Here is a 19265-nt window from a genome sequence, read left to right as displayed (position 1 = left end):
GGGAGGGGTAAGAAGGTTGTAGTTGAACGCCAGCCTTCCGCACCCACCGAGCCTCTTCCTCCCCCTCCCCCCGAGGGGGAGGGGGCCGGGGGGAGAGGGCGAAGACGGCGCTACTCGAACGCCACCTCACCCTTCCGCACCCACCGAGCCTCTTCCTCCCCCTCCCCCCGAGGGGGAGGGGGCCGGGGGGAGAGGGCGAAGACGGCACTACTCGAACTCCACCTCCCCCGCATCCTCCAACTCCACCGCCCCGCGGTCGGTCGCCTCGCCGGTCTCGTCGACCGTGATCCCCCCCGCGACGAAGACGCCCTGGAAGGTGCACAGGATCGACAGCAGGGCGCGGGTGCGGGCGGCGGCGGGGCCGCTCGCCTGCTGGAACCGTGCGCTGTGGCGGGCATAGTCCTCCGGGGTACCGCCGATGGGTGCCGCGAGCAGGCCGGCGTCACCGGCGCAGGCGTTGACCCAGAGGACGTGATCCTCCGGGGCACCGGCCAGGGCGGCGGGGTCGAGCAGGCGGGCGATGAGGCGCTCGGGCCAGTGCTCGCTCTTGGCGGCGGCGGCCAGGCGCTGGGCCTCGACCAGATTGCGCTCCTGGCCCAGATAGAGCGCGCGGGCCTTGCGGAAGGGGTCTTCCGCGGTCAGATCGGCACGCAGGTCGGCATCGCTGGGCTTTTCGTCGCGCCAGACGTCGAAGATGTCGACCATGCCGTCGGGCAACTCGGGACCGGGCTCGACCTTGAATGCGCCCAGGCCACGATACTCGGTCACCGCTTTGTCCACGGCGGCGCGATGGTCAGGATGCGTGGGCCGGCCCGGGACCGCGGCCCAGCGCTCGCACAGCCCCAGCACGTCCAGCAGACGCAGATGGCGGGTCTGCTCGAAGAGTCCGTCCTCGTCCCCGACCAGCTTGAGGTTCGCGACGCTTTGCGCCTTGTCGATCTCACCGCTCGACAGGGCACGCCGGTAGGCTTCCTTGATCCCCCGGTCCGGGCTGGCAGCGACGCCCTGTGCCAGACGTGAACGGAAGGGCTCGGGGGCCATGGCGAAGGCCTGCACCAACAAGGCGCCGTCCTGGTCCTTCAGTGCCGCATAGCGCTCCAGCCGGCCGGTGACCAGGGCGTGCAGGGCTTCCAGGGCGGGGCTGGCGGATTGGCGGCCCTGCTGGGCGATCAGACTCTCAAGGGCGGCCGATTGGGAGCGTACCCAGGCACCATAGATGTCGTCGTTGGCGGCCTCATCGTCCACCGGCAGGATGTGCGCAAAGGCGGCGACCGCCTGCAGGACCTCCGGGGCGGCGTCTTCGACGGCGAGGGCCAACACCTCGCGCCGGGTCTTCGTCTCCACCGCCCGCCCCGGCGGCCAGCCGAGCTTGGTCAGCACGCCGGCCAGGGCGGGACTCGGTGCGCGCGCGAGATGGCCCCACAGGGCCGCGATCTTCTCGGCCTCGGCGGTCGGCGAGAGCCCTTGGATGATCGCGGTGCATGCGGCGGCCCGCGGGTGTCCCGGCTTGCTCAGGACCCCCGCGAGCGTCACTACGCCTTGCGCTCCCGGCCGCCGACCGGGCTCGGCGATCAGCCAATCGAACGCTTTGGACCCCGAACGCAGCCAGGCGCCGTAGATGGCGTCATTCGCGGCCTCGTCACCCACCGGCAGGGCGCGGGCTAAGGTGGCGACCGCGTTCAGGATCTCCTGAGGGGTCTTCTCCTCGGGGAGGGCAAGCAGGTCCTGGGCCGTCTTCGCCGGCACCGCCCGCCCCGGCGGCCAGCCGAGCCTGTTCAGCACGCCGGCCAGGGCGGGACTCGGTGTGCGCGAGAAATAGTCCCAGAGGGCCTCGATCTTTGCGGCGTCCGCGGGCGCGGCGAGCCGGCCCAGGCCGTTCAGGATCTCCTTGGGGTGCGGGTGGCCCTGGCCGATGGCCGCGGCCAGTGCCAGCACCCCTTCCGGACCGGGCGACCCCAGCAGCACCTTGAGCGCCGCGCGGCGACGCCTGCCGCCGAGCAGAAATCCCGTGTCGAATAACCGTTTGCGTGCCTCGTCCAGCGTCATTTTCATGCCCCCGAGTGTCAGTCCCGCCACGTCTATGCAGAGTAGTATAGAGCAACAAATAGCAATAGAGAGTTATTTTTGCGTCTTTCGCAGGGAGTGAAGGGGCGCGGCGATCACCTTGGGGCGAGGCGTCGTCGGCCGCGAGCGAGCGTCGGCAGCACGATCCCGACCGTCAAGCCGCCTCCCGGACGGTTGCGGGCGCCGGGCGACAGATACCAGGCGGGGCAGGCGCTGAAGGCCAGGCTCGCCGGGATGGCGGCGCCGATCGGCAGCAACAGCGGCATGTGATGGAGTGGCTCGCGACCATCGGCAGGCAGGAACAGCAGGCACTTGGGATGAGATTCAGATCCAAGTCACCCTGGCCAGGGCCAAGGCGGCTTAGCGGGGGGAATGCGGGGCCTTGGCAGACAGGGCGGACGCGCTCTTACTGGAAGTCCGGGAAGAGCAGATCGACCAGCGACTCCAGCGTGCGGGTGGCGTCGGCAAAGCCGGTGGCGCGCTCGAACCGCTCCAACACCGCCAGGGCCTCCTCGAGGCTCGCGGTGTGCACGGCCTCGAACTCCACGCAGTGCACCGAGCGGTTGCCGCTGCGTGCCTGGTAGCGGACGATCTCGCACTGGGGGAACTCCCAGACCTCGATGTCCTTGGTGATGTCGCCGCGCCAGGTGGCGCCGAGTTGCTGTACGAAGGCATCCACCGCGGCCGACTGGTCACCCGCGTGCTGGCCCAAGTCCAGATTGATCTCGGTGCGCACTTCGGGGTCGGCCGCAAGGGCCTTGACCGTGAGGTGCTGGAGCACGGCATCGTAGCGGTGGCGAATCACATAGCGGTTCGCGCGGCCGTGCTCGGTCAGGAAATAGCGGTCCAGCACGCGCAGGGTAAAGCGGCGCAGCGGGGGCGGATCGAGTGCCTGGACGAGGCCCCGGAAGGCCGCGACATCAAACTGCTCACTCACCAGGAACTTGTGCTCGATCTCGGTGAAGCGCATTACATCCATCACATCCATCGCATTACATCCACCATTTGAAGGGACCCAGGGCGGCGATGCGCAGGCGCAGGCCTAGCGGCAGCGCCGCGAAAGACTCCGGCGTCACCAGGACGTTGTCCGGGGCGCCGCGCAGTTCATCAAGGATCGCACGGGCAGGCATCAGCGCGCGCGGGTCGCGGCTGGCGAGCATGGCCTCCGCCAGCCGGTCGTGGGCGGCGTCCTCGAAGTTGTAGCTGCCGAAGGCCACCCAGGCCTCGTCCACCAGCACGATCTTCGAGTGCTCGCCGCGCCGGTTCTCGCGAATGACCACGCCGGCCCGGAGCAGGGGCCCGTAGTTGGCGGCCGCCGCGATCCAGGCCAGGGCCGTCGCCGGCAGCGCCGTGCGGTGTGAGTGGAAGACCTCGACCCGCACGCCCCGTCCGGCCGCCCGCAGTACGGCCGCCATCAGGCGGGGGACCGGCTTGAAGTAGAAGGCGGTGATCGCCAGTGAGGTGCGCGCCGCATCGCACATGGCGATCATGCGCTCGGTCACCTCGTTCTCGCCGCGCCAGCGCAACGGGCCGAGCCGGCCCTGCAGCAGGTTCGGGTTGCACACCCAGTAGTCCAGCAGGTGGTCGGCCTCAGCCGGGTCCCCGCCCAGTGCCTCCAGTGCCTCCAGTGCCTCCAGGTGCTCCTGCCGCAGTGGGCCGCCGAGGTCAGGAAAGCCGGCGAGCAGCGTCCGCACGACCGGCCCCCGCAGCGCCACGCAGTACTCGTTCCAGTCCTCGAAGGACGTGCGGGTGATGTTGCTGCTGCCGAAGATGGCCTCGCCCGTATCGGCCACCTGGATCTTCACATGCTGGCCGCCGCCGATAGAGCGCTGCACCAAGCCGCCCGGGCGGTAGAAGGTGACGATGCCGCCGCCGGCCCGCAGGCCGGCGAGCCGTCGCGCCAGTTCGCGCCGCTGGGGTGCCGTCATCAGCACGCCGCCGAGCGTCTGGCCGTAGCCGTCCACCAGCAGGTTCACCTGCACGCCGCGGCCTTGCGCGTCGTCCAGCGCGTCGAGCAGGGCCTGTCCGTAGGCATCCCACTCGATATAGAAGGTGGAGAGATAGATGAACTGGCGCGCGTCGCGAATCATCGCAAGGCGCCGGTGCCACTCTGCCGCGCGGTCCCAGAGCGGCAGGAAGAAAGAGGCGGCCGGCATCCGGCTACAGGCGGTAGCCGCCCGCCACGTCGAGGTTCACGCCGGTCACATACCCGGCCTCCAGCAGATACACCAGCGCCTGGGCGATGTCGTCCAGCGCGCCGGGGCGCGCCAGCGGCACCTCCAGCCCAATCTCGTCGGGGCCCGGCAGGTCGACTGAGTTTTCGAGTTGCCCGGGCGAAATCATGTTCACGCGAATCTTCCGGTCGGCATACCCGGCGGCCAGCGCGCGCGTCAGCACCAGGAGCCCCGTCTTGCTGACGTAATAGTCCGCCCCGCGGCGGTTGGCGCGGATACCCTCCAGTCCGGCCGTGCCGATGCTGATGATCTGTCCGCCGTCCGGCATCAGCCCGAGGGCGTGATAGCAGCAGTAATAGCCACCGGACAGGTTGGCGCTGATAGTGTCGTCCCACACCGTCGGGTCCAGCCGCGTCACGTCCTGCGGGTTGTAGTTGCCGACGTTGTGCACCAGGAGATCCACCCGCCCTTCCTGGGCGCGGATGTTCTCGAAGGCGGCGGCGACCTCGGTGCGCCGGCTGACATCGGTGCGCAGGCAGCGGGCACGCCCCCCGACGGCGGCAATCTCCTGCTCCAGGGTCCGGGCATCCAGTTCGGAGGCGCGATAGAGGCAGACGATGTCGTAGCCCCGCGTCGACAGCGTGAGGCACAAATGGCGGCCCAGGCGCCGCGCGCCGCCCGTGACCACCGCAACCCGGCGTTCGCTCATGCGCGCCGCCGCTCCAGCCGCACGAAGGAGTACTGCGCGGTCGGCACCGCCGTCGGCTTGCGAATCTCCAGCCGGACTACTTGCGCGGACGCAAACCGGCTCAACAGCAGCGCCGCGGTTTCTTCGGCCATGGTTTCGATCAACTGGAACTGCCGCGCCTTGATGAGTTGCGTGACCGACGACACCAGCAGGTCATAGTCGGCCGCGTCGCCGATGCTGTCCGAGGCCGCGGCGGCCGCGAAGTCGTAGTCGATCTCGAGGTCGAGCAGCACCGGCTGTTCCGCGGCCCGCTCATGGGGATAGATGCCGACGATGCAGTCTACCTGCAGTTGGCGAACGCCTGCCGTGCCGATCATAGTTGCCTCTTGTGCGCCCCCCCACACCTGCTCGCGGACCGGCGCGGGGGAACGCCGTCCGAATTGAAGTTCTACCGCCCGAAACCCGGTATGGCCAGGATGTTAGCCTCATCGCACGGATTTCAACCTTGGGGGTCCTTGGGCGCCGGTCGGGTACCAGGGCGGGTGGAGCGATGGGGACCGCTGAGCGGCCGGGGGCGGCCCGTGGTGGTCCTGGCGGGCGTGGTCGTGGACTTCTTCGGCGGCGTGGTCAGGGTCAGGGGGGAGCGGGTGCTCGTCTTGTCCCTGGCTTGGGGCGTTGGCGGCCCTGAGACGGCCGGTACGATCTGCCGAGGCGCCGGCAGGGGCTCGGGGGCAGGGGGGGCGGCGAGGGCCGCGCCGACACTATCACCGGCAGCCGCGATGGCATCGTCCACCTCCACGGTGCCCCGGTACCCCTGATTGCGTACGAAGGCATAGGCCGCGTCGATGCTCGACCAGTGGTGCCGTTCCCCCGGCGCGGTGTGGATCGGGTGAGACGTGGACTCGGCCAGGGTCTGACCGACACGGACCCAGACCTCCCACTGCTCGCCGCGGTGGACGATGCCGACGCCGCGCACGGCGGCGGCGCTTGACAAGGCGGCGAAGGTGGAGGGGTCGAGCGACAAGGGGGTTGCTCTGGAGGTGGCGGGCATGAGGCGCCTAGAGTAACAGCAGTCGATCGCTTGGCAACGCAAAATCCGCACGGCGCGACGCCCGTTGTGGTTAAAATGCGCGCCATGTTTCATCCCATACCGCTCTACATCGGCCTGCGCTACACCCGCGCCAAGCGCCGCAACCACTTCATCTCCTTCATCTCGCTGATCTCCATGTTGGGGATCATGCTGGGCATCATGGCGCTCATCGTGGTGCTGTCGGTGATGAACGGGTTCCAGCAGGAGATCCGCGAGCGGATCCTGTCCATGGCCTCGCACGCGACCCTGAGCGACCCCAACGGCGGCGGCATGGCCGACTGGCGCGAGGTGCTGGAGAAGGTCCGCGCCCATCCGGACGTGGTGGGCGCCGCGCCCTTCGTGGAGGTCCAGGCGATGCTGGTGGGTCCCTCCAACGTCAGCGGCGCCCTGGTGCGGGGCATCGTGCCGGTGCAGGAGGACCAGGTGGCGGAACTGCGCCGGGATATGGTGCACGGCTCGGTGGATGATCTGAAGGCCGGGGATTTCAACATCGTCCTGGGGCGGGACCTGGCGCAGTTCCTGGGCGTGGTGCCGGGGGACAAGGTGACCGTGGTCACGCCCCAGGTGAGTGCCACCCCGGTGGGGGTCATGCCCCGGCTCAAACGCTTTACCGTGAGCGGCGTCTTCTCGGTCGGGATGGCGGACTATGACCGTAGCGCCGCCTTCATCCAGATGGACGACGCCGCCAAGCTCATGGCCTTCGGGGACGCGGTGTCCGGGGTGCGCCTGAAGCTGACCGACATGTGGGAGGCGCCCCGGCAGGCGCGCGAGATCGCCTACGACTTGGGCGGCATCTACCGGCTGGTCGACTGGACCCAGGTCCACGCCAACTTCTTCCGCGCCCTGGCGATCGAGAAGCGGATGATGAGCGTCATCCTGTCGCTGATCGTGGCGGTGGCCGCCTTCAACATCGTCTCGGCCCTGGTGATGGCGGTCACGGACAAGCGCGCCGACATTGCCGTGCTGCGTACCCTGGGGGCCTCGCCGCTCAGCGTCATGGGTATCTTCATCGTCCAGGGCACCGCCATCGGGCTGATCGGAACCCTGCTCGGGGTGGTCACGGGGGTGCTCCTGGCCCTCAACCTGGAGCCCATCATCGGCGGCATCGAGACCCTGTTCGGTGTCCGCTTCCTGGACCCGAGCATCTATTACATCAGTGAACTGCCGTCCGATGTCCACTGGCAGGACGTGGCGGTGATCGCCGGTTCAGCCTTCCTGATGTCGATCGTCGCCACCCTCTATCCGGCCTGGCGCGCCGCCAACACCCAGCCCGCGGAGGCGCTGCGCTATGAGTAGCACCGCGGCACCGGGGGACGACCACAGCGCGCCCGTTACGGCCGCGCCGGTGCTGGCCGCCGCTGGTCTGGGCAAGGTCTTCAGCCAGGGACCGCAGGCGGTGGAGGTGCTGCGCGGGGTGGACCTGGCGGTGGCGGCCGGGGCGCGGATCGCCATCATCGGTGCCTCGGGCTCGGGTAAGAGTACGCTGCTGCACTGCATCGGGGGGCTGGAGCGGCCGACCACGGGGCTGGTCGCGTGGCTGGGCGAGGATGTCGGCAAACTCTCGGAGGTGCGCCGCGGCCGGCTGCGCAACCGCCATCTGGGCTTCGTCTACCAGTTCCACCACCTGCTCGCCGAGTTCACGGCGATCGAGAACGTGGCGATGCCGCTGCTGATCGGCGGTGACTCGGCGGCGCAGGCGCGGATCAAGGCGGAGGCGATCCTGGTGCGGGTGGGCCTGGGGCACCGCGGCACCCACAAGCCGTCGGAACTCTCGGGCGGCGAGCGCCAGCGCGCGGCCATCGCCCGCGCCCTGGTGACCCGTCCCGCCTGCCTGCTGGCGGACGAGCCCACGGGCAATCTGGATCGGCACACGGCTGGCCAAGTCTACGAGCTGATGCTGGAGCTGAACGCGGACTTCGGCACTGCGCTCGTCATCGTGACCCATGACCCGACGCTGGCGGCGCGCATGGATCAGGTCTGGCGGCTGGACGACGGGGTGCTGACGACCGGTGCCGACACCAGGGCGGCGGCCAGCGCCTGAGCGCGCATCTGCTGATACCGCTGCCGCCGCCGGGCGATCTCGCGCCGCAGGGTCCAGCGCCAGAGGGCCTGGACGCCGAAATAGCCCAACGCGGCGCACAGCAGCGCACACACCAGGCTGCCGATCAGGAACGGCGTCAGTACCCCGAGCCAGTTGTGCGGGTCGATCCAGAAGTCCAGGTCGAAGCCCTTGGGGCGCACCCCCATCACCAAGGACCCCACCGCATAGGCCGAATAGGAGATGGGCGCGAGCGTCAGCGGGTTGTTGAGCCACACCGCCGCGACGGTGACCGGCAGGTTGACGCGCAGCGCGATGGCCAGGGCCGCCGCCACCAGCATGTGGGCGAACGGCGGCATATAGGCGACGAAAAACCCGACGGCGACGGCGCCGGAGGCGGAGCGGCGGTTCAGGTGCCAGAGGTTCGCGTCGTGGATGCGTTTGCCGAAGACGGACAGGTGGCGACTCTCCAGGATAGTCCTGGGATCGGGCATGATCCGCTTGAGCAGTTTCTTCACGTCGCTATCCTGGGGGGCTTCTAGGGTTGAGCGGGAGGGCAGCCGACGGGGGGCGGCGCGGTAACGGGGTGGGGTCGTCGCTGATTCCCGGGGCGGGGTCCGGACGCGCGGCCTCAAGCGTCTGGCTTGCTCGGTCGGTGGCGGCGGCTCCTGTCGCTTGTTGGGGATGGGCCCCTCTGGAACGTGAGATGATACGCGGTTCCGACCGCCGCCCCGGCGATTTTCACAGCTCAGGCCCCGGCCGCAATCGCCTCGCGGAGTGAACGCACCCGGGCGATACCTTGGTCGTCGGGTGCGATCAGAACTGATGTGGTGGCCGAGATTCCGGGTACGCTGTCGTTGTAGTTGTCGTGGTCGAAATCGAATCATCCGACCACGATTACGACAACGACAACGACAACGACAACGACAACGACAACGACAACGACAACGACGCCCGGTCCGTGAGAACGTCCTCCAGAGGTGGTCATCCGGTGATGGAGCAGGCGAATGCCCTGTCCGCAGGGCCATCTTCAGGGGTGCCGGCCGGGTCCGGGCTCGCGCCCCTGGGTCTGGCCTTCGCGCTCGGGGTCGCCTGCTTCTATCTGGTGCCGCAGTTGCCGCCAACCTGGACGACGGGGGTCTATGTGGTCCTGGCGGCCACCCTGGCGATGTTCCGGCGGCCCTGGCTCTGCCGCCCGGTTGCGGCCTTCCTGGTCGGCGTCCTCTATGCCCAGGTCCACACCGCGGTCCAACTCGCCAACCCCTTCCCGGAGCGCCTGGCACGGGCGCCGCTGACACTCGTGGGGCGCATCGCCTCGCTGCCTGCTGACCTGGGTCAGGCACGCCGCTTCCTGTTCGAGGTCGAGCAAGTCGACACGGCGGACGGCGGGCCCCTGCCGTTTACCGGCCTGGTGCGGCTCAATTGGTACGAGGAGGCCCCGCGGCTGCGCGCCGGTGAGCGCTGGCGCCTGCCGGTGCGGCTCAAACCGCGCCACGGGCTCAGCAATCCGGGCGGCTTCGACTATGAGCGTTGGCTCTTCGAGCAGGGCATCAAGGCCACCGGCACGGTCCGCCGGGGGGCGGGCGCCCAGCGGCTCGATCCCGGACCAGGCCCCTATCGGCTGATGCGCCTGCGCCAGAATTTCAACGAGCACCTGGCCGCGGTGCTGGGCCCGGTGCGCTCCCTGCCGCTGGTGCAGGCCCTGGTGACCGGGGATCAGTCCGGGTTCGAGCGGGCCGACTGGGAGGCCATGACGCGGACCGGCACCAGCCACCTGGTGGCGATCTCCGGGCTGAACCTGGGTCTGATCGCCGCCGTCGCCTTCTTTCTGATCCGCGCCCTCTGGTCGCGCTGTCCGTCCTGCGCCCTGACCCTGGCGGCCCCGCGCGCGGCGGCGCTCGGGGCCTTCGGCGCGGCCTTCGCCTATGCCGCCCTGGCCGGCTTCTCGGTGTCGACCCAGCGCGCCCTGATCATGGCCGCGGTGCTGTTTGCGGTGCTGGTGTGGGAGCGCACCCCGCGCCATTGGCACGCGCTGATCCTGGCCCTGACCGGGGTCCTGCTGTGGGACCCCCGCGCCGCCCTGTCCTTCGGGTTCTGGCTGTCCTTTGCCGCGGTCGCTGTGCTGCTGTTCAACCTGGGGCAGCGGCTGCCGCGGCGCGACCTCTGGAGCCGCTGGGGCCGGGCCCAATGGGCGGTGGCGGTGGGGCTGCTGCCGCTCCTGCTGCTGCTGTTCGGGCGGGTGTCGGCCATCTCGCCGCTGGTGAACCTGGTCGCCGAGCCGCTCTTTACCCTGATCCTGTTTCCCTTGGTCCTGGGGAGCGCGCTGCTCAGCCTGGTGCCGGGTCTGACCCTGCCCCTGGTGCTCACCGCGCAGCTGCTCAACTGGTGCCTCGCCGCCCTGGCCTGGATCGCCGCCTTCCCCTGGGCGGTCGTCGCCCTGCCGCTGGGTCCCCCCTGGGTCTGGCCCTTCGCCTTCCTGGGGGTGGGTCTGCTCCTGGCCCCGCGGGGGCTGCCGGGGCGCTGGCTGGGCCTGCCGCTGCTCCTGCCGCTCGTCCTGGTGCGCCCGCCGACACCGGGGCCGGGCGAGCTCTGGTTGACGCTGCTGGACGTGGGGCAGGGGTTGTCGGCCGTGCTGCGGACGCGGGACGGTACCCTGGTCTTCGACACCGGCCCCGCGTTCGACAGCGGCTTCACGGCCGGGGCCGCCGTCGTCGCGCCCTTCCTGACGGCGGCCGGGGTGACGCGGGTGGACGTGCTGATGGTCAGCCACGCCGATCGCGACCACGCCGGCGGTGCGGCGGCCCTGCTGGAGCACCTGCCGGTGGGACGGGTCTTTAGCGGCGAGCCCGCGGCCCTGGGCCTTGCGGCGGCCCAGCCCTGCCGGGCCGGGGATGGCTGGATCTGGTCCGGGGTGCACTTCGCCATCCTGTATCCCGCGGTACCGCCGGATGGGTCCGCCGCGCCGCGGGGCAACGACGCCTCCTGTGTGCTGCGGGTCGAGACCGGCGGGCGCTCGGTCCTCCTCACCGGCGACCTGGGGCAGCGCCCGGAGTCGGACCTGGTGCAACGCCTGGGGCCGGGGTTGGCAAGCGAGGTCCTGGTGGCCGGTCACCACGGCAGCCCGACCTCCACCGGCGCCGCCTTCCTGGACGCGGTGGCGCCGCGCTGGGTGCTGTATGCCTCGGGCTATGCCAACCACTTCGGCTTTCCATCCCGGGAGGTGCGCGAGCGGGTGGCGGCGCGCGGTACCCCGGCGCTCGACACCGGGGTCAGCGGCGCCATCGAGGTGCGGTTCGGCGCGGACGGGTCCGTGACGGGGCCGCGTGCCTGGCGGGAGCGCTCGCGGCGGGTCTGGACTCAGGTCGACGCCGGGGGTGCCGACCAAGCCGACGACTAGCACCAGGCGCATAGGTTCGGACCACTGGTGTCGGACGCGCCGTGCGCACCTTGCGCGGGCGCGGCTGAATGCGTTGCGCCGCGGCCCTGTTCGCCCGCGCCACCACCGCGTTCGTGCGGGAGTTGCTCGGCCTGTCCGAAGCGCTGGGCGCGGCGGGCCGGGATCTGGACCTGCTTGCCCAGGACGATAAGACCCTACTGGCGGAACTCATGATCCAGGCATTGCGCACCGACCCGCTCGCGTCCAAGGAGACCCGGCTGCGCTTGCGCGGGCAACTGGCCTTGCGCAAGCTGCTTTCCGGCCAGTGGCGGTCCGTCCGCAACCGGAGGTCGAGGCTTCAGCCGGTGGCGGTTCCCGAGATATCCAAGCGCGAGAACGGTGAGCTGTCCCCGGTTTCCCGGGGCCGGCGGGCTGCCGGGGGCTTGGGAACGCGGGCAAGCAGGGCGGGCTTCCGCGATCCTCCCCCGATGCGCGACCGATTCCGACCATACGCCGATCCGCCAGGATTGCGCCCGCCATCCCTAAAGATCGCTGACGAAGACCTCGCTCTGGAAGCGGACCTCCATGCCGGGCTGCTGCGGCTGGGCGCCGACGGTCAGGCGCGGCAGTTGCTCGCTCAAGAACCCGGTCAGCTCGGTCATGGAGATCAGGCCGTTCTGGTCGGCGTCGGCGTCCTTGCCCAGCGCCCGCAGCAGCACCTCGGTGAAGGCGCCGTTCTGCCAGTCGTCGCGCTCGACCGACGGTGCCGCGGAGCTGGACGAGGTGAGTACGGTGACGTTGGGCAGCCCGGCAAGTGCGCCGCGTAGTGCGCCGCCGTCCACCGCCAGCGCGCCGTCGGCGAGCGTCGCCGCGCCGGAGTGGCAGGCGTCCAGCAGCGCCAGGACCCGCCCGTGCCGGCCCAGCTCCTCGAGTCGGCTGCGCAGCTCGCCGATGGAGATGGCGGTGTTGCGGATCTGCTGTTTCGTGCGCGCATCCACCTCATGGGGCAGCAGATAGTATTGCTCTTTGCCCTCGGGCCCCAGCAGGGCGCCGTGGCCGGAGAAGTGAAACACCGCGAGATCCCCGCCGGTGGGGCTTTTGGCCATCTGCTCGGCGACGGTGTCGAGTGCGGCCAGCAGCTTGGCCCGGGTCGCGTCCACGTTGGTCAGGACCTGCGGCTTGACCTCGGCATAGAGGCCGGACTGGGTGTTCAGCAAGGCGCTGGCCACATCCGTCACGTCCTTGGCGGCGTATTTCAGGCGCAGTTGGCTGGCGTTCTCGCCATAGTCGCCGACGCCGACACCCACGAGATACAGGCGCGCGCCCGGGGGCACGGCGGCCTTGGTGATGCGCTGGACCTCTTGTCTCGCCCGCGTCATGTCGGCCAGCCCCAGTGCGCGGGCGGTCTCGCCTTCCTGCAGCACCAGTCGCAGGGCGTCCGGCCGGCGCAAATAGCGGAACTGGGAGACCGGATAGGCGTCCGCCAACTGGTCCCAGCCGCGGTTGACGTGCCACTTGAGCACCCCGTGGGCGCCGGGGGTGGCGCCGTAGAAGCCCTCCGGGGTCCAGGCGACCCAGTTCTTTTTGTCGGTCATCGGGTAGAAGGCCAGCAGCTCCCGGCCGTCGTCCATGCGCTGCCAGCGGATGGTGCCGTCGGCGTAGGCAGCCACCGCCAGCCGGCCGTCGCCGGCGATATTGACCGCCCAGACGGCACCGGGCACCGCGCGGCGCCACAATGGCTTGCCGGCGGAGTCGAAGGCGCGCAGCCACCACTCGGTGCCGAGTATGAAACGCTGGCCGTCCGGGTGGATCGCCAGGCTGCGGGCCGTCTCGTAGGGCTCGAGCGGCAGCGGGGTGTCGGCCAGGGTGGGGCGCGGGTTGTTCACCCAATCGGCGATCGGCAGTCCGGTCTGGCGCGGTTCGCCCGTGCGCCCGTCCGGTGCCGCGAGCCGGGCCAGTGCCGGGCGGGCGGGATCGGTCAGCGCGGCGAGGTCGAAGCGATGGCGGTCCGAGCTGCCCCACTCTTCGAAGCCGAAATCGACTTGCAGTCCGTCGGCGGAGACCGCGAGGTTATGGCGCTGACCGCGCGGGTCGAAGCCCGGGGAGGCACGCACCGTTCGCCCGGCACCCTGTACGGCGAGATAGGGATCGCCCGCCGCGACCAGCAGGGCGCCGTCCGCCAGTGACTTGAGCGACATCACGGCGTTCAAAGGACCGGGATCCCGCGTGCGCCGCGCACCGGTCCCGGCGTCGGGCCAGGCGAGTACGGGGCTTCGGCCGTCCGCTTGGTAGCCCCCCGCCGCGTACAGTGTGGCGCCGTCGCGCGACCAGGCGACGGCGCCGAGATTGCCATTGTCGATGCCGGCCAGGTCGGGCTGGCGCGCGAGCGGTGCGAGCGTCCGACCGTCCAGCAGCAGGACCGCGGGTTTGTCCGCGAAGCCGACCGCCAGCCGGTCGCCGTCCGGGCGGAAGGCGATGTGAGCGGGTCGCTCGCCCGCGCCCAGGCCTTGCCGCGCGATGCGCCGCAAGCGCGCATCGTAGAGCCGCACCTGGCCATCGAGGCTGGTCGTCGCCAGCCGGCCGTCCGGGGCAAAGTCGAGTCCATAGACCGCGCCGCCGTAGTCGGTGTCGCGCGCTGTCTCGGTCCAGCCCGACTCGCGGTCGTAGATCCGAATCCCCTCGCGACCGCCGAGCCCGGCCGCCAGCCAGCGGCCGTCCGGGGAGAAGGCGAGATGCAAGACCGTGTTGGGCAGACCGCCGATGCGCTGGACGAGTCGGCCGTCGCGGTCGAGCAGATAGATCTGTTCCTGGGGATCGCCCTCGGTCCAGCGCGCCCACCCGCCCGCCGCAACGAGATCGCCCGCGGGCGCCATGGCCACCGCATCGATCTTGCCCACATCGCCGGGTCCGGCCGGCATGCGCCAGGTCGCCAGCGGCTCGGACAGATCGCCGTCCAGCGCCCAGAGCCGCACCGTCTTGTCGTCCGAGCCGGTCGCCGCCAGCCGTCCGGCCCGGTCCGTGTCGGCGCGATTGATCATCGCCGTGTGCATCCCCGGATCGAGCGCCAGCACCGGTTGGTCATAGAGCCCGGCCCGATCGGACTGGGCGGCGGGGTCGGGCGCGGGCGGCTCGGACACCGCCGCGATCCGCACCCCGATGCGCCCGGCCTTCAGCGCGACCCGCAGCGGGCGGCCTTCGCGCAGCAGCTCGAGCGCCACCGGACTGTCCGTCTGCGACTGTCCGGCCGCCGCGATCAGCCCGTCCGGCCCATCGAGCGGCTGGCCGGCATAGCGCAGCAGGATGTCGCCGGGACGCAAGCCGACCGCCTGCGCCTGGCTGTCCGGCAGGCTCTCCAGCACCAGTACCCCGGCGGCGTCGCCGAACAGCTTGGGCTGCCCTTGGCGCAATTTCCACGCGGCTTCCATCAAGTCCCGATCGGAAACGGCGGGGGCGGTGGCCGTCGCCGCGGCCTTCGTCGGCTCGCCCGGCTTTTCCTCGGCTGCGCAGAGCGGTGCGGTCACGGACACCCAGGCGAGCAGGCCGATCGCGGCCAGGCGCCGCGCCGTCCGCCACCGGCCTGCCCGGTCCTTGGCGCGCCGCCGGGGCGCAGGGCGAGAGGCGTCGATCTGGGACTGTTGTGCTGTCGTCATGGGTCGTCCTCCGGTCCGGTCCGCCTCGTCGGTTGGGCCGACGCAGGAGGCCCAACAATCGGGCATTGATCCTGGAAAGGGCGATTCTCACGCCAAGGCGCCAAGCTCGCCAAGGTTTTTCTGCGCCGTATCGACAGTGGGTGACTCAGCCGGCCGGTGCTCGGTATCTTGCGTAAGCCCCGTTGTATTTTCTTGGCGTCTTGGCGCCTTGGCGTGAGACCTTCCGGCCCGAACCGACGCGGCGGAAGCCACCGCCGGATGTCGGGTTACGCTTCGTAACCCGACCTACAGGCTGGTACCCGGTTCCGCCTTACGTTGCCTGCCGACCCCAACGGGCTCGAACATACCAGCCCAGGGCAACGCCCTGGGGCAGCGTGTATTAATCGACCTGGCCCTGAAAGGGCGTGACATAACGGCGGGGCTCTTTATGTCACGCCCTTTCAGGGCTGCGCGCTGTTATACCTCATACCCAGGGCGTTGCCCTGGGCTGGTATGTCACGCCCCTTCGGGGCTTGATCGGGCGCAAATTTTTTCTGGGCGTCTTGGCGCCTTGGCGCCTTGGCGTGAGACCTTCCGGGTCCGGCCCGAACCGACGCGGCGCAAGTCACCGCCGCGCATCGATGGGTTTCGCTTCGCTCTACCCATCCTACGCCTACCGCCGCATCCGCCAGAAGCGCTGGCCGTCCTCGCTCGCGGGCTCGAGCCGCGGGCGCCGGTCGGGCGACTCGTTGTGCAGCATGAGGTCGCGGAGGTCGCCGAGCAGTGCCTCGGCCTGGGCGTAATAGGCGTGGCCGAGCAGGTCCATGTTGAAGTCGGGCACGGCGACGGTGTCGATACCGGGGGCGACCGTGTAGGGCTTGAAATAGCCCGCCCGCGGGGCGGCGTGCAGCAGGCGGGAGGACAGCAAGGCCAAGTCGCCGTCGGAGGCATAGAGGGTGGTGCGCTGTGCGAACTGCGGATAGAGCCGGGCCAGCCCCAGGAACAGGTCCCGGTCCAGGTCCGGGGCGGCCAGGAAGACCTGCCCGAGCCGGACCTGGCCGCGGGTCTCGACGTCGGCGGCGATGCGCTGAAGCGCCCGCAGCAGTCCGCGATTGCCCATGCTGTGGGCCACCAGGTGGACCTGGTCGGCCTTGACCTGGCTGCAAAAGGTCACCAGAAACGCGGCGATGGCCGCTTCGCTGGCCTCAATGCTGGCCGCGTCGGCGGGATAGTCCAGCAGCGCGCCCTTGGACGGCCAACTGAAGAAGGCGGTGGCGCCGGGGACCTTGAGGTCGAAGCCGATCTGGGCGGCCTGGATGGCGGCGTCCTCGAAGCCGACATTGTAGCCGTGCAGGAAGACCAGGGCCTGGGATGGCCCGCCGTCCCGCCGCGCCGCGGCCTGGGTCTGTTGCAGGTCCGCGACCCAGGCGGCCTGGTCTTGGAGACTCACCTGTTGCACGCGCAGGCGGTCGTCGCGCAGGTCCAAGCGCTGCAGGCGTTTGGCGAACGACGTGCCGGTCTCCCCGAAGCGGTGCGCCTGGGGGATCGCGACCTCGGCGCGCCCGTAGGTGGTCCGCTCGAAGCGGGTGTTGGTGAAGTGGCCGGGGCGGTCGGGATCGGGTCGGCGGTTGGTGCCGAACCAGACCGGATAGAGGAGCGCGTCGGCGGGCCCGGTGTTGGGATCTTCGGGGGCCGCCGGGAGCTGCGCCGCCTTGGACCACTGCGCGGCCTCGAGCTGGGTCTCGATCGTCTTGCGCACCAGCGGCTCGGCCGTGCCTTGGGCGAGCAGCGCCCGGGCGGCGGCCTTGGCCGCCTTGGCGCTTTGTTCCAGCACCACGACCGAGAGGCCTTTCTCGCCGTTCGCATCCGGCACAATCGCGTCCAGCAGGCGGCAGAGCTTGAGGCGTCCCTCAATGGCCTGATCGATCTGCGCCTCCAGCGCGGCGCTGTCGTCCCGGGCGGGCTTGCCCGCCAGGGCGTCCTGCAAGCCGCGGTTGGCCTGGTCCATGTGCGCCTTGGCGACGGCGTAGAACTGCTCGCCCTGGTCGATGCGATAGGCATCGCCGTGTCGGCGCAGTTGACTGAGGCAGGTCTGCGCCTGTTCGCGCTCCCCGCGCAGTTGTTGGATGGCGTCCTGCCAGTCGCTGGGCGCTGCGGGTGGGGGCGGATCGGCGGCAGCCGCCAGGGAGTTGAACAGGCCGATGAGTGCGATCAGGATGGCGGCGCGCATCTTGGTCTCCGGATTCCTGCTGGCTCGTTCATCGTGATTCGGGGAAGGCTTGGCGGGGGCTGGAGGCACCTCACGGGGTCGCTCAACCAGTCACCCACTTCAGACGATACCTGAAAATGACACCGCTCATCCGGTCGCCGCCGTTTCGTGGGCGCAAATCGTCAGCGCAAATCCCACCCGCGAGGCCGCGCCCCCGAAATAGCTTCCTTCGAGCGGCAGGGTCCCCGCCGGATCGAGTGCCGCGGCGAGTGCGACATGCCCGTTCGACACCACCATCCCGCGGGTCGGATCGTAGCCGTACCAGCCCGCCCCGGGCAGATAGACCTCCGGCCAGGCGTGCAGATAGCGCCGGTCGGTCTCCATGGCCGAGCGGTCCTGGTAGCCGCTCACGAAGCGGGCGGCGAGCCCCGCGGCACGGCACAGGGCGACGAACAGCACGGTCTGGTCGCGGCAGGCGCCGCGGCCCCGGGCCAGGGTCTCGGCCGGGGTCCGGGGGGCGCCGGTGGGGCGGATCTCGGGGGTAATGCGCTCGTAGATCCAGCGGTTCAAGCGCTCCAGGTAGACCAGCGGATCGGCGCCCGCCTGACCCTGGAGCCGCCCGGCCAGGTCCGCTACGGCGGGCTCGGCGGGCGGTCCGGCCAGATAGGGGGCGAGCGCAGCGGCGTCCGTCGCCGGGTAGTCGGGGGGCAGCCGCGCCTGCCCGGGCTCCAGGAACGGCATATAGTCCGCGGGCGCGCCGGTCTCTACCGCGAGCCGGATGGCCAGACGCAGGTGCCTGGTCTCGCCCGCGAAGCGCAGCCGCACGACCCGATTGCCCATCACGTCCAGACACTCCAGCCGGAGCGTTGGCGTCGGGTCGACATTGAGGGCGAAGTCCAGTTCCCGCAGGGCCGCGCCGGGGCGGGGCCGCAGCCGCACCGTCTGGGGGCCGAGCCGTACCGGCTCGCTGTACTCGTAGGTCGTCTCGTGCTCGATCTCGATACGCAATGTGCGTCAGGCGCCGGTCAGCCGCTCCTCCGCCTCCCGGTACTTGGCGGCGGTGCGCGCGATGATGTCCGGCGGCAGTTCGGGGCCGGGGGCGGTCTTGTCCCAGTCGAGCGTCTCCAGATAGTCGCGCACGAACTGTTTGTCGAAGCTCGGCGGGCTGCTTCCGGGGAGATATTGGTCCGCCGGCCAGAAGCGTGAGGAGTCCGGGGTCAACACCTCGTCGATCAGGTGCAGGCGCCCGTCCTGGTCCAGGCCGAACTCGAACTTGGTGTCGGCGATGATGATGCCGCGCCGCAGGGCGAAGGCGGCACTCTCCTCGTAGATGCGCAGGCTCGCATCCCGCACCTGGGCCGCCAGTTCGGCGCCTAAGAGGCCGATGATGTGGGCAAAATCCACGTTTTCGTCGTGGGTGCCGGCCGCCGCCTTGGTGGAGGGGGTGAAGATGGGCCTGGGGAGCGGGTCCGCCTGGCGCAGCCTGGCCGGCAGGGCGATGCCGCAGACGGTGCCGCTGCCCTGATAGTCCTTCCAGCCGGAACCGATCAGGTAGCCGCGCACGATGGCCTCCACCGGCAGCGGCGCGAGCCGGCGCACCACCAGGCCGCGCTCGCCGAGTTGGGCCAGTTCGTCGGGGTCGGTGACGACTTGGGAGACCGGGATGCCGCTCAACTGATTGGGGATCAGGGCGGCGGTGCGGGCGAACCAGAAATTGGAGACGCGGGTCAGGACCTCGCCCTTGCCGGGGATCGGCTGGGGCAGCACCACGTCGAAGGCGGACAGCCGGTCGGTCGTCACCACCAGCAGGTGGTCGGGGCCGACGGCATAGAGGTCCCGGACCTTGCCGCGGCCGAGCAGGGGCAGGCCCCGGAGGTTGGATTCAAAGAGTGCGGACATGGCTTGCTCCCCGGTCGAGTGGGCTGACAGTATATCGGCTCCCGGGGTACCGCGGGACGCCCCGGCATCAGGACCTGTGTTTCCATTCCACGGTGGAT

15 protein-coding genes are annotated in these 19265 nt (G+C 70.3%); 3 read left to right on the top strand and 12 right to left on the bottom strand.

Annotated elements, in window-relative coordinates:
- Positions 1-207: 207 nt before the first annotated feature.
- From QZY48_RS10420 to QZY48_RS10390, 7 genes are all read right to left on the bottom strand, one after another.
- The gene (locus QZY48_RS10420; protein WP_295430757.1) at positions 208-2052 is read right to left on the bottom strand and encodes a hypothetical protein; all 1845 of its coding nucleotides are present in this window, start codon (positions 2050-2052) and stop codon (positions 208-210) included.
- Positions 2053-2159: 107 nt separating this feature from the next.
- On the bottom strand, positions 2160-2330 hold the full coding sequence (locus QZY48_RS10415; RefSeq protein ID WP_295430755.1) for a hypothetical protein: 171 nt from the start codon (positions 2328-2330) through the stop codon (positions 2160-2162).
- Positions 2331-2470: 140 nt separating this feature from the next.
- Positions 2471-3052, bottom strand: coding sequence for a hypothetical protein (locus tag QZY48_RS10410; RefSeq protein ID WP_295430753.1), 582 nt, complete (start codon positions 3050-3052; stop codon positions 2471-2473).
- Between the two features lie 4 nt (positions 3053-3056).
- Positions 3057-4220, bottom strand: coding sequence for a phosphatidylserine/phosphatidylglycerophosphate/cardiolipin synthase family protein (locus tag QZY48_RS10405; RefSeq protein WP_295430752.1), 1164 nt, complete (start codon positions 4218-4220; stop codon positions 3057-3059).
- Positions 4221-4224: 4 nt separating this feature from the next.
- Positions 4225-4947: an SDR family oxidoreductase gene (locus tag QZY48_RS10400; RefSeq protein ID WP_295430751.1), complete on the bottom strand. Its 723-nt coding sequence runs from the start codon at positions 4945-4947 to the stop codon at positions 4225-4227.
- Complete coding sequence (gene folB, locus QZY48_RS10395) at positions 4944-5303, bottom strand: dihydroneopterin aldolase (RefSeq protein ID WP_295430750.1); 360 nt, start codon at positions 5301-5303, stop codon at positions 4944-4946. The genes QZY48_RS10400 and folB overlap by 4 nt, the downstream gene beginning before the upstream one ends.
- A 122-nt stretch (positions 5304-5425) precedes the next feature.
- Positions 5426-5950 carry a hypothetical protein gene (locus tag QZY48_RS10390; protein WP_295430749.1) on the bottom strand — a complete coding sequence of 175 codons (525 nt, stop codon included), beginning with the start codon at positions 5948-5950 and terminating at the stop codon, positions 5426-5428.
- Between the two features lie 111 nt (positions 5951-6061).
- On the opposite strand from QZY48_RS10390, the gene QZY48_RS10385 reads away from it, so the two are divergent.
- Together QZY48_RS10385 and QZY48_RS10380 are read left to right on the top strand one after the other, a co-directional pair.
- Positions 6062-7312 (top strand): lipoprotein-releasing ABC transporter permease subunit, encoded by a 1251-nt coding sequence (locus tag QZY48_RS10385; RefSeq protein ID WP_295430761.1) that lies wholly within the window; start codon positions 6062-6064, stop codon positions 7310-7312.
- Complete coding sequence (locus tag QZY48_RS10380; RefSeq protein WP_295430748.1) at positions 7305-8057, top strand: ATP-binding cassette domain-containing protein; 753 nt, start codon at positions 7305-7307, stop codon at positions 8055-8057. The genes QZY48_RS10385 and QZY48_RS10380 overlap by 8 nt, the downstream gene beginning before the upstream one ends.
- Here QZY48_RS10380 and QZY48_RS10375 read toward each other — a convergent pair.
- Positions 7988-8572, bottom strand: a complete 585-nt coding sequence (locus tag QZY48_RS10375) for a DUF2062 domain-containing protein (RefSeq protein ID WP_295430747.1) — start codon at positions 8570-8572, stop codon at positions 7988-7990. The genes QZY48_RS10380 and QZY48_RS10375 overlap by 70 nt on opposite strands.
- A 476-nt stretch (positions 8573-9048) precedes the next feature.
- On the opposite strand from QZY48_RS10375, the gene QZY48_RS10370 reads away from it, so the two are divergent.
- Positions 9049-11451: a DNA internalization-related competence protein ComEC/Rec2 gene (locus tag QZY48_RS10370; protein ID WP_295430759.1), complete on the top strand. Its 2403-nt coding sequence runs from the start codon at positions 9049-9051 to the stop codon at positions 11449-11451.
- 521 nt (positions 11452-11972) lie between these two features.
- Here QZY48_RS10370 and QZY48_RS10365 read toward each other — a convergent pair.
- From QZY48_RS10365 to QZY48_RS10350, 4 genes are all read right to left on the bottom strand, one after another.
- Entirely contained in the window at positions 11973-15080 is a 3108-nt protein-coding gene (locus QZY48_RS10365) for a caspase family protein (protein ID WP_295430746.1), read from the bottom strand.
- A gap of 652 nt (positions 15081-15732) precedes the next feature.
- Entirely contained in the window at positions 15733-17289 is a 1557-nt protein-coding gene (locus tag QZY48_RS10360; RefSeq protein ID WP_295430745.1) for an alpha/beta hydrolase, read from the bottom strand.
- 126 nt (positions 17290-17415) lie between these two features.
- Positions 17416-18276, bottom strand: a complete 861-nt coding sequence (locus tag QZY48_RS10355) for a transglutaminase family protein (RefSeq protein WP_295430744.1) — start codon at positions 18274-18276, stop codon at positions 17416-17418.
- 6 nt (positions 18277-18282) lie between these two features.
- On the bottom strand, positions 18283-19167 hold the full coding sequence (locus tag QZY48_RS10350) for a phosphoribosylaminoimidazolesuccinocarboxamide synthase (RefSeq protein WP_295430743.1): 885 nt from the start codon (positions 19165-19167) through the stop codon (positions 18283-18285).
- Positions 19168-19265: the final 98 nt, after the last annotated feature.

It is taken from the genome of uncultured Thiodictyon sp., from assembly GCF_903828115.1.
Lineage (GTDB): Bacteria > Pseudomonadota > Gammaproteobacteria > Chromatiales > Chromatiaceae > Thiodictyon.
This window is presented reverse-complemented; position numbering and strand designations above follow the sequence as displayed.

Bases quoted from the DNA above. Each gene is read 5' to 3' on its own strand.
- QZY48_RS10405 (WP_295430752.1), bottom strand. From the start codon at position 4,220: ATGCCGGCCGCCTCTTTCTTCCTGCCGCTCTGGGACCGCGCGGCAGAG.
- QZY48_RS10360 (WP_295430745.1), bottom strand. From the start codon at position 17,289: ATGCGCGCCGCCATCCTGATCGCACTCATCGGCCTGTTCAACTCCCTG.
- QZY48_RS10420 (WP_295430757.1), bottom strand. From the start codon at position 2,052: ATGAAAATGACGCTGGACGAGGCACGCAAACGGTTATTCGACACGGGA.
- QZY48_RS10415 (WP_295430755.1), bottom strand. From the start codon at position 2,330: ATGCCGCTGTTGCTGCCGATCGGCGCCGCCATCCCGGCGAGCCTGGCC.
- folB (WP_295430750.1), bottom strand. From the start codon at position 5,303: ATGATCGGCACGGCAGGCGTTCGCCAACTGCAGGTAGACTGCATCGTC.
- QZY48_RS10380 (WP_295430748.1), top strand. From the start codon at position 7,305: ATGAGTAGCACCGCGGCACCGGGGGACGACCACAGCGCGCCCGTTACG.
- QZY48_RS10400 (WP_295430751.1), bottom strand. From the start codon at position 4,947: ATGAGCGAACGCCGGGTTGCGGTGGTCACGGGCGGCGCGCGGCGCCTG.
- QZY48_RS10370 (WP_295430759.1), top strand. From the start codon at position 9,049: ATGGAGCAGGCGAATGCCCTGTCCGCAGGGCCATCTTCAGGGGTGCCG.
- QZY48_RS10350 (WP_295430743.1), bottom strand. From the start codon at position 19,167: ATGTCCGCACTCTTTGAATCCAACCTCCGGGGCCTGCCCCTGCTCGGC.
- QZY48_RS10365 (WP_295430746.1), bottom strand. From the start codon at position 15,080: ATGACGACAGCACAACAGTCCCAGATCGACGCCTCTCGCCCTGCGCCC.
- QZY48_RS10385 (WP_295430761.1), top strand. From the start codon at position 6,062: ATGTTTCATCCCATACCGCTCTACATCGGCCTGCGCTACACCCGCGCC.
- QZY48_RS10410 (WP_295430753.1), bottom strand. From the start codon at position 3,052: ATGGATGTGATGGATGTAATGCGCTTCACCGAGATCGAGCACAAGTTC.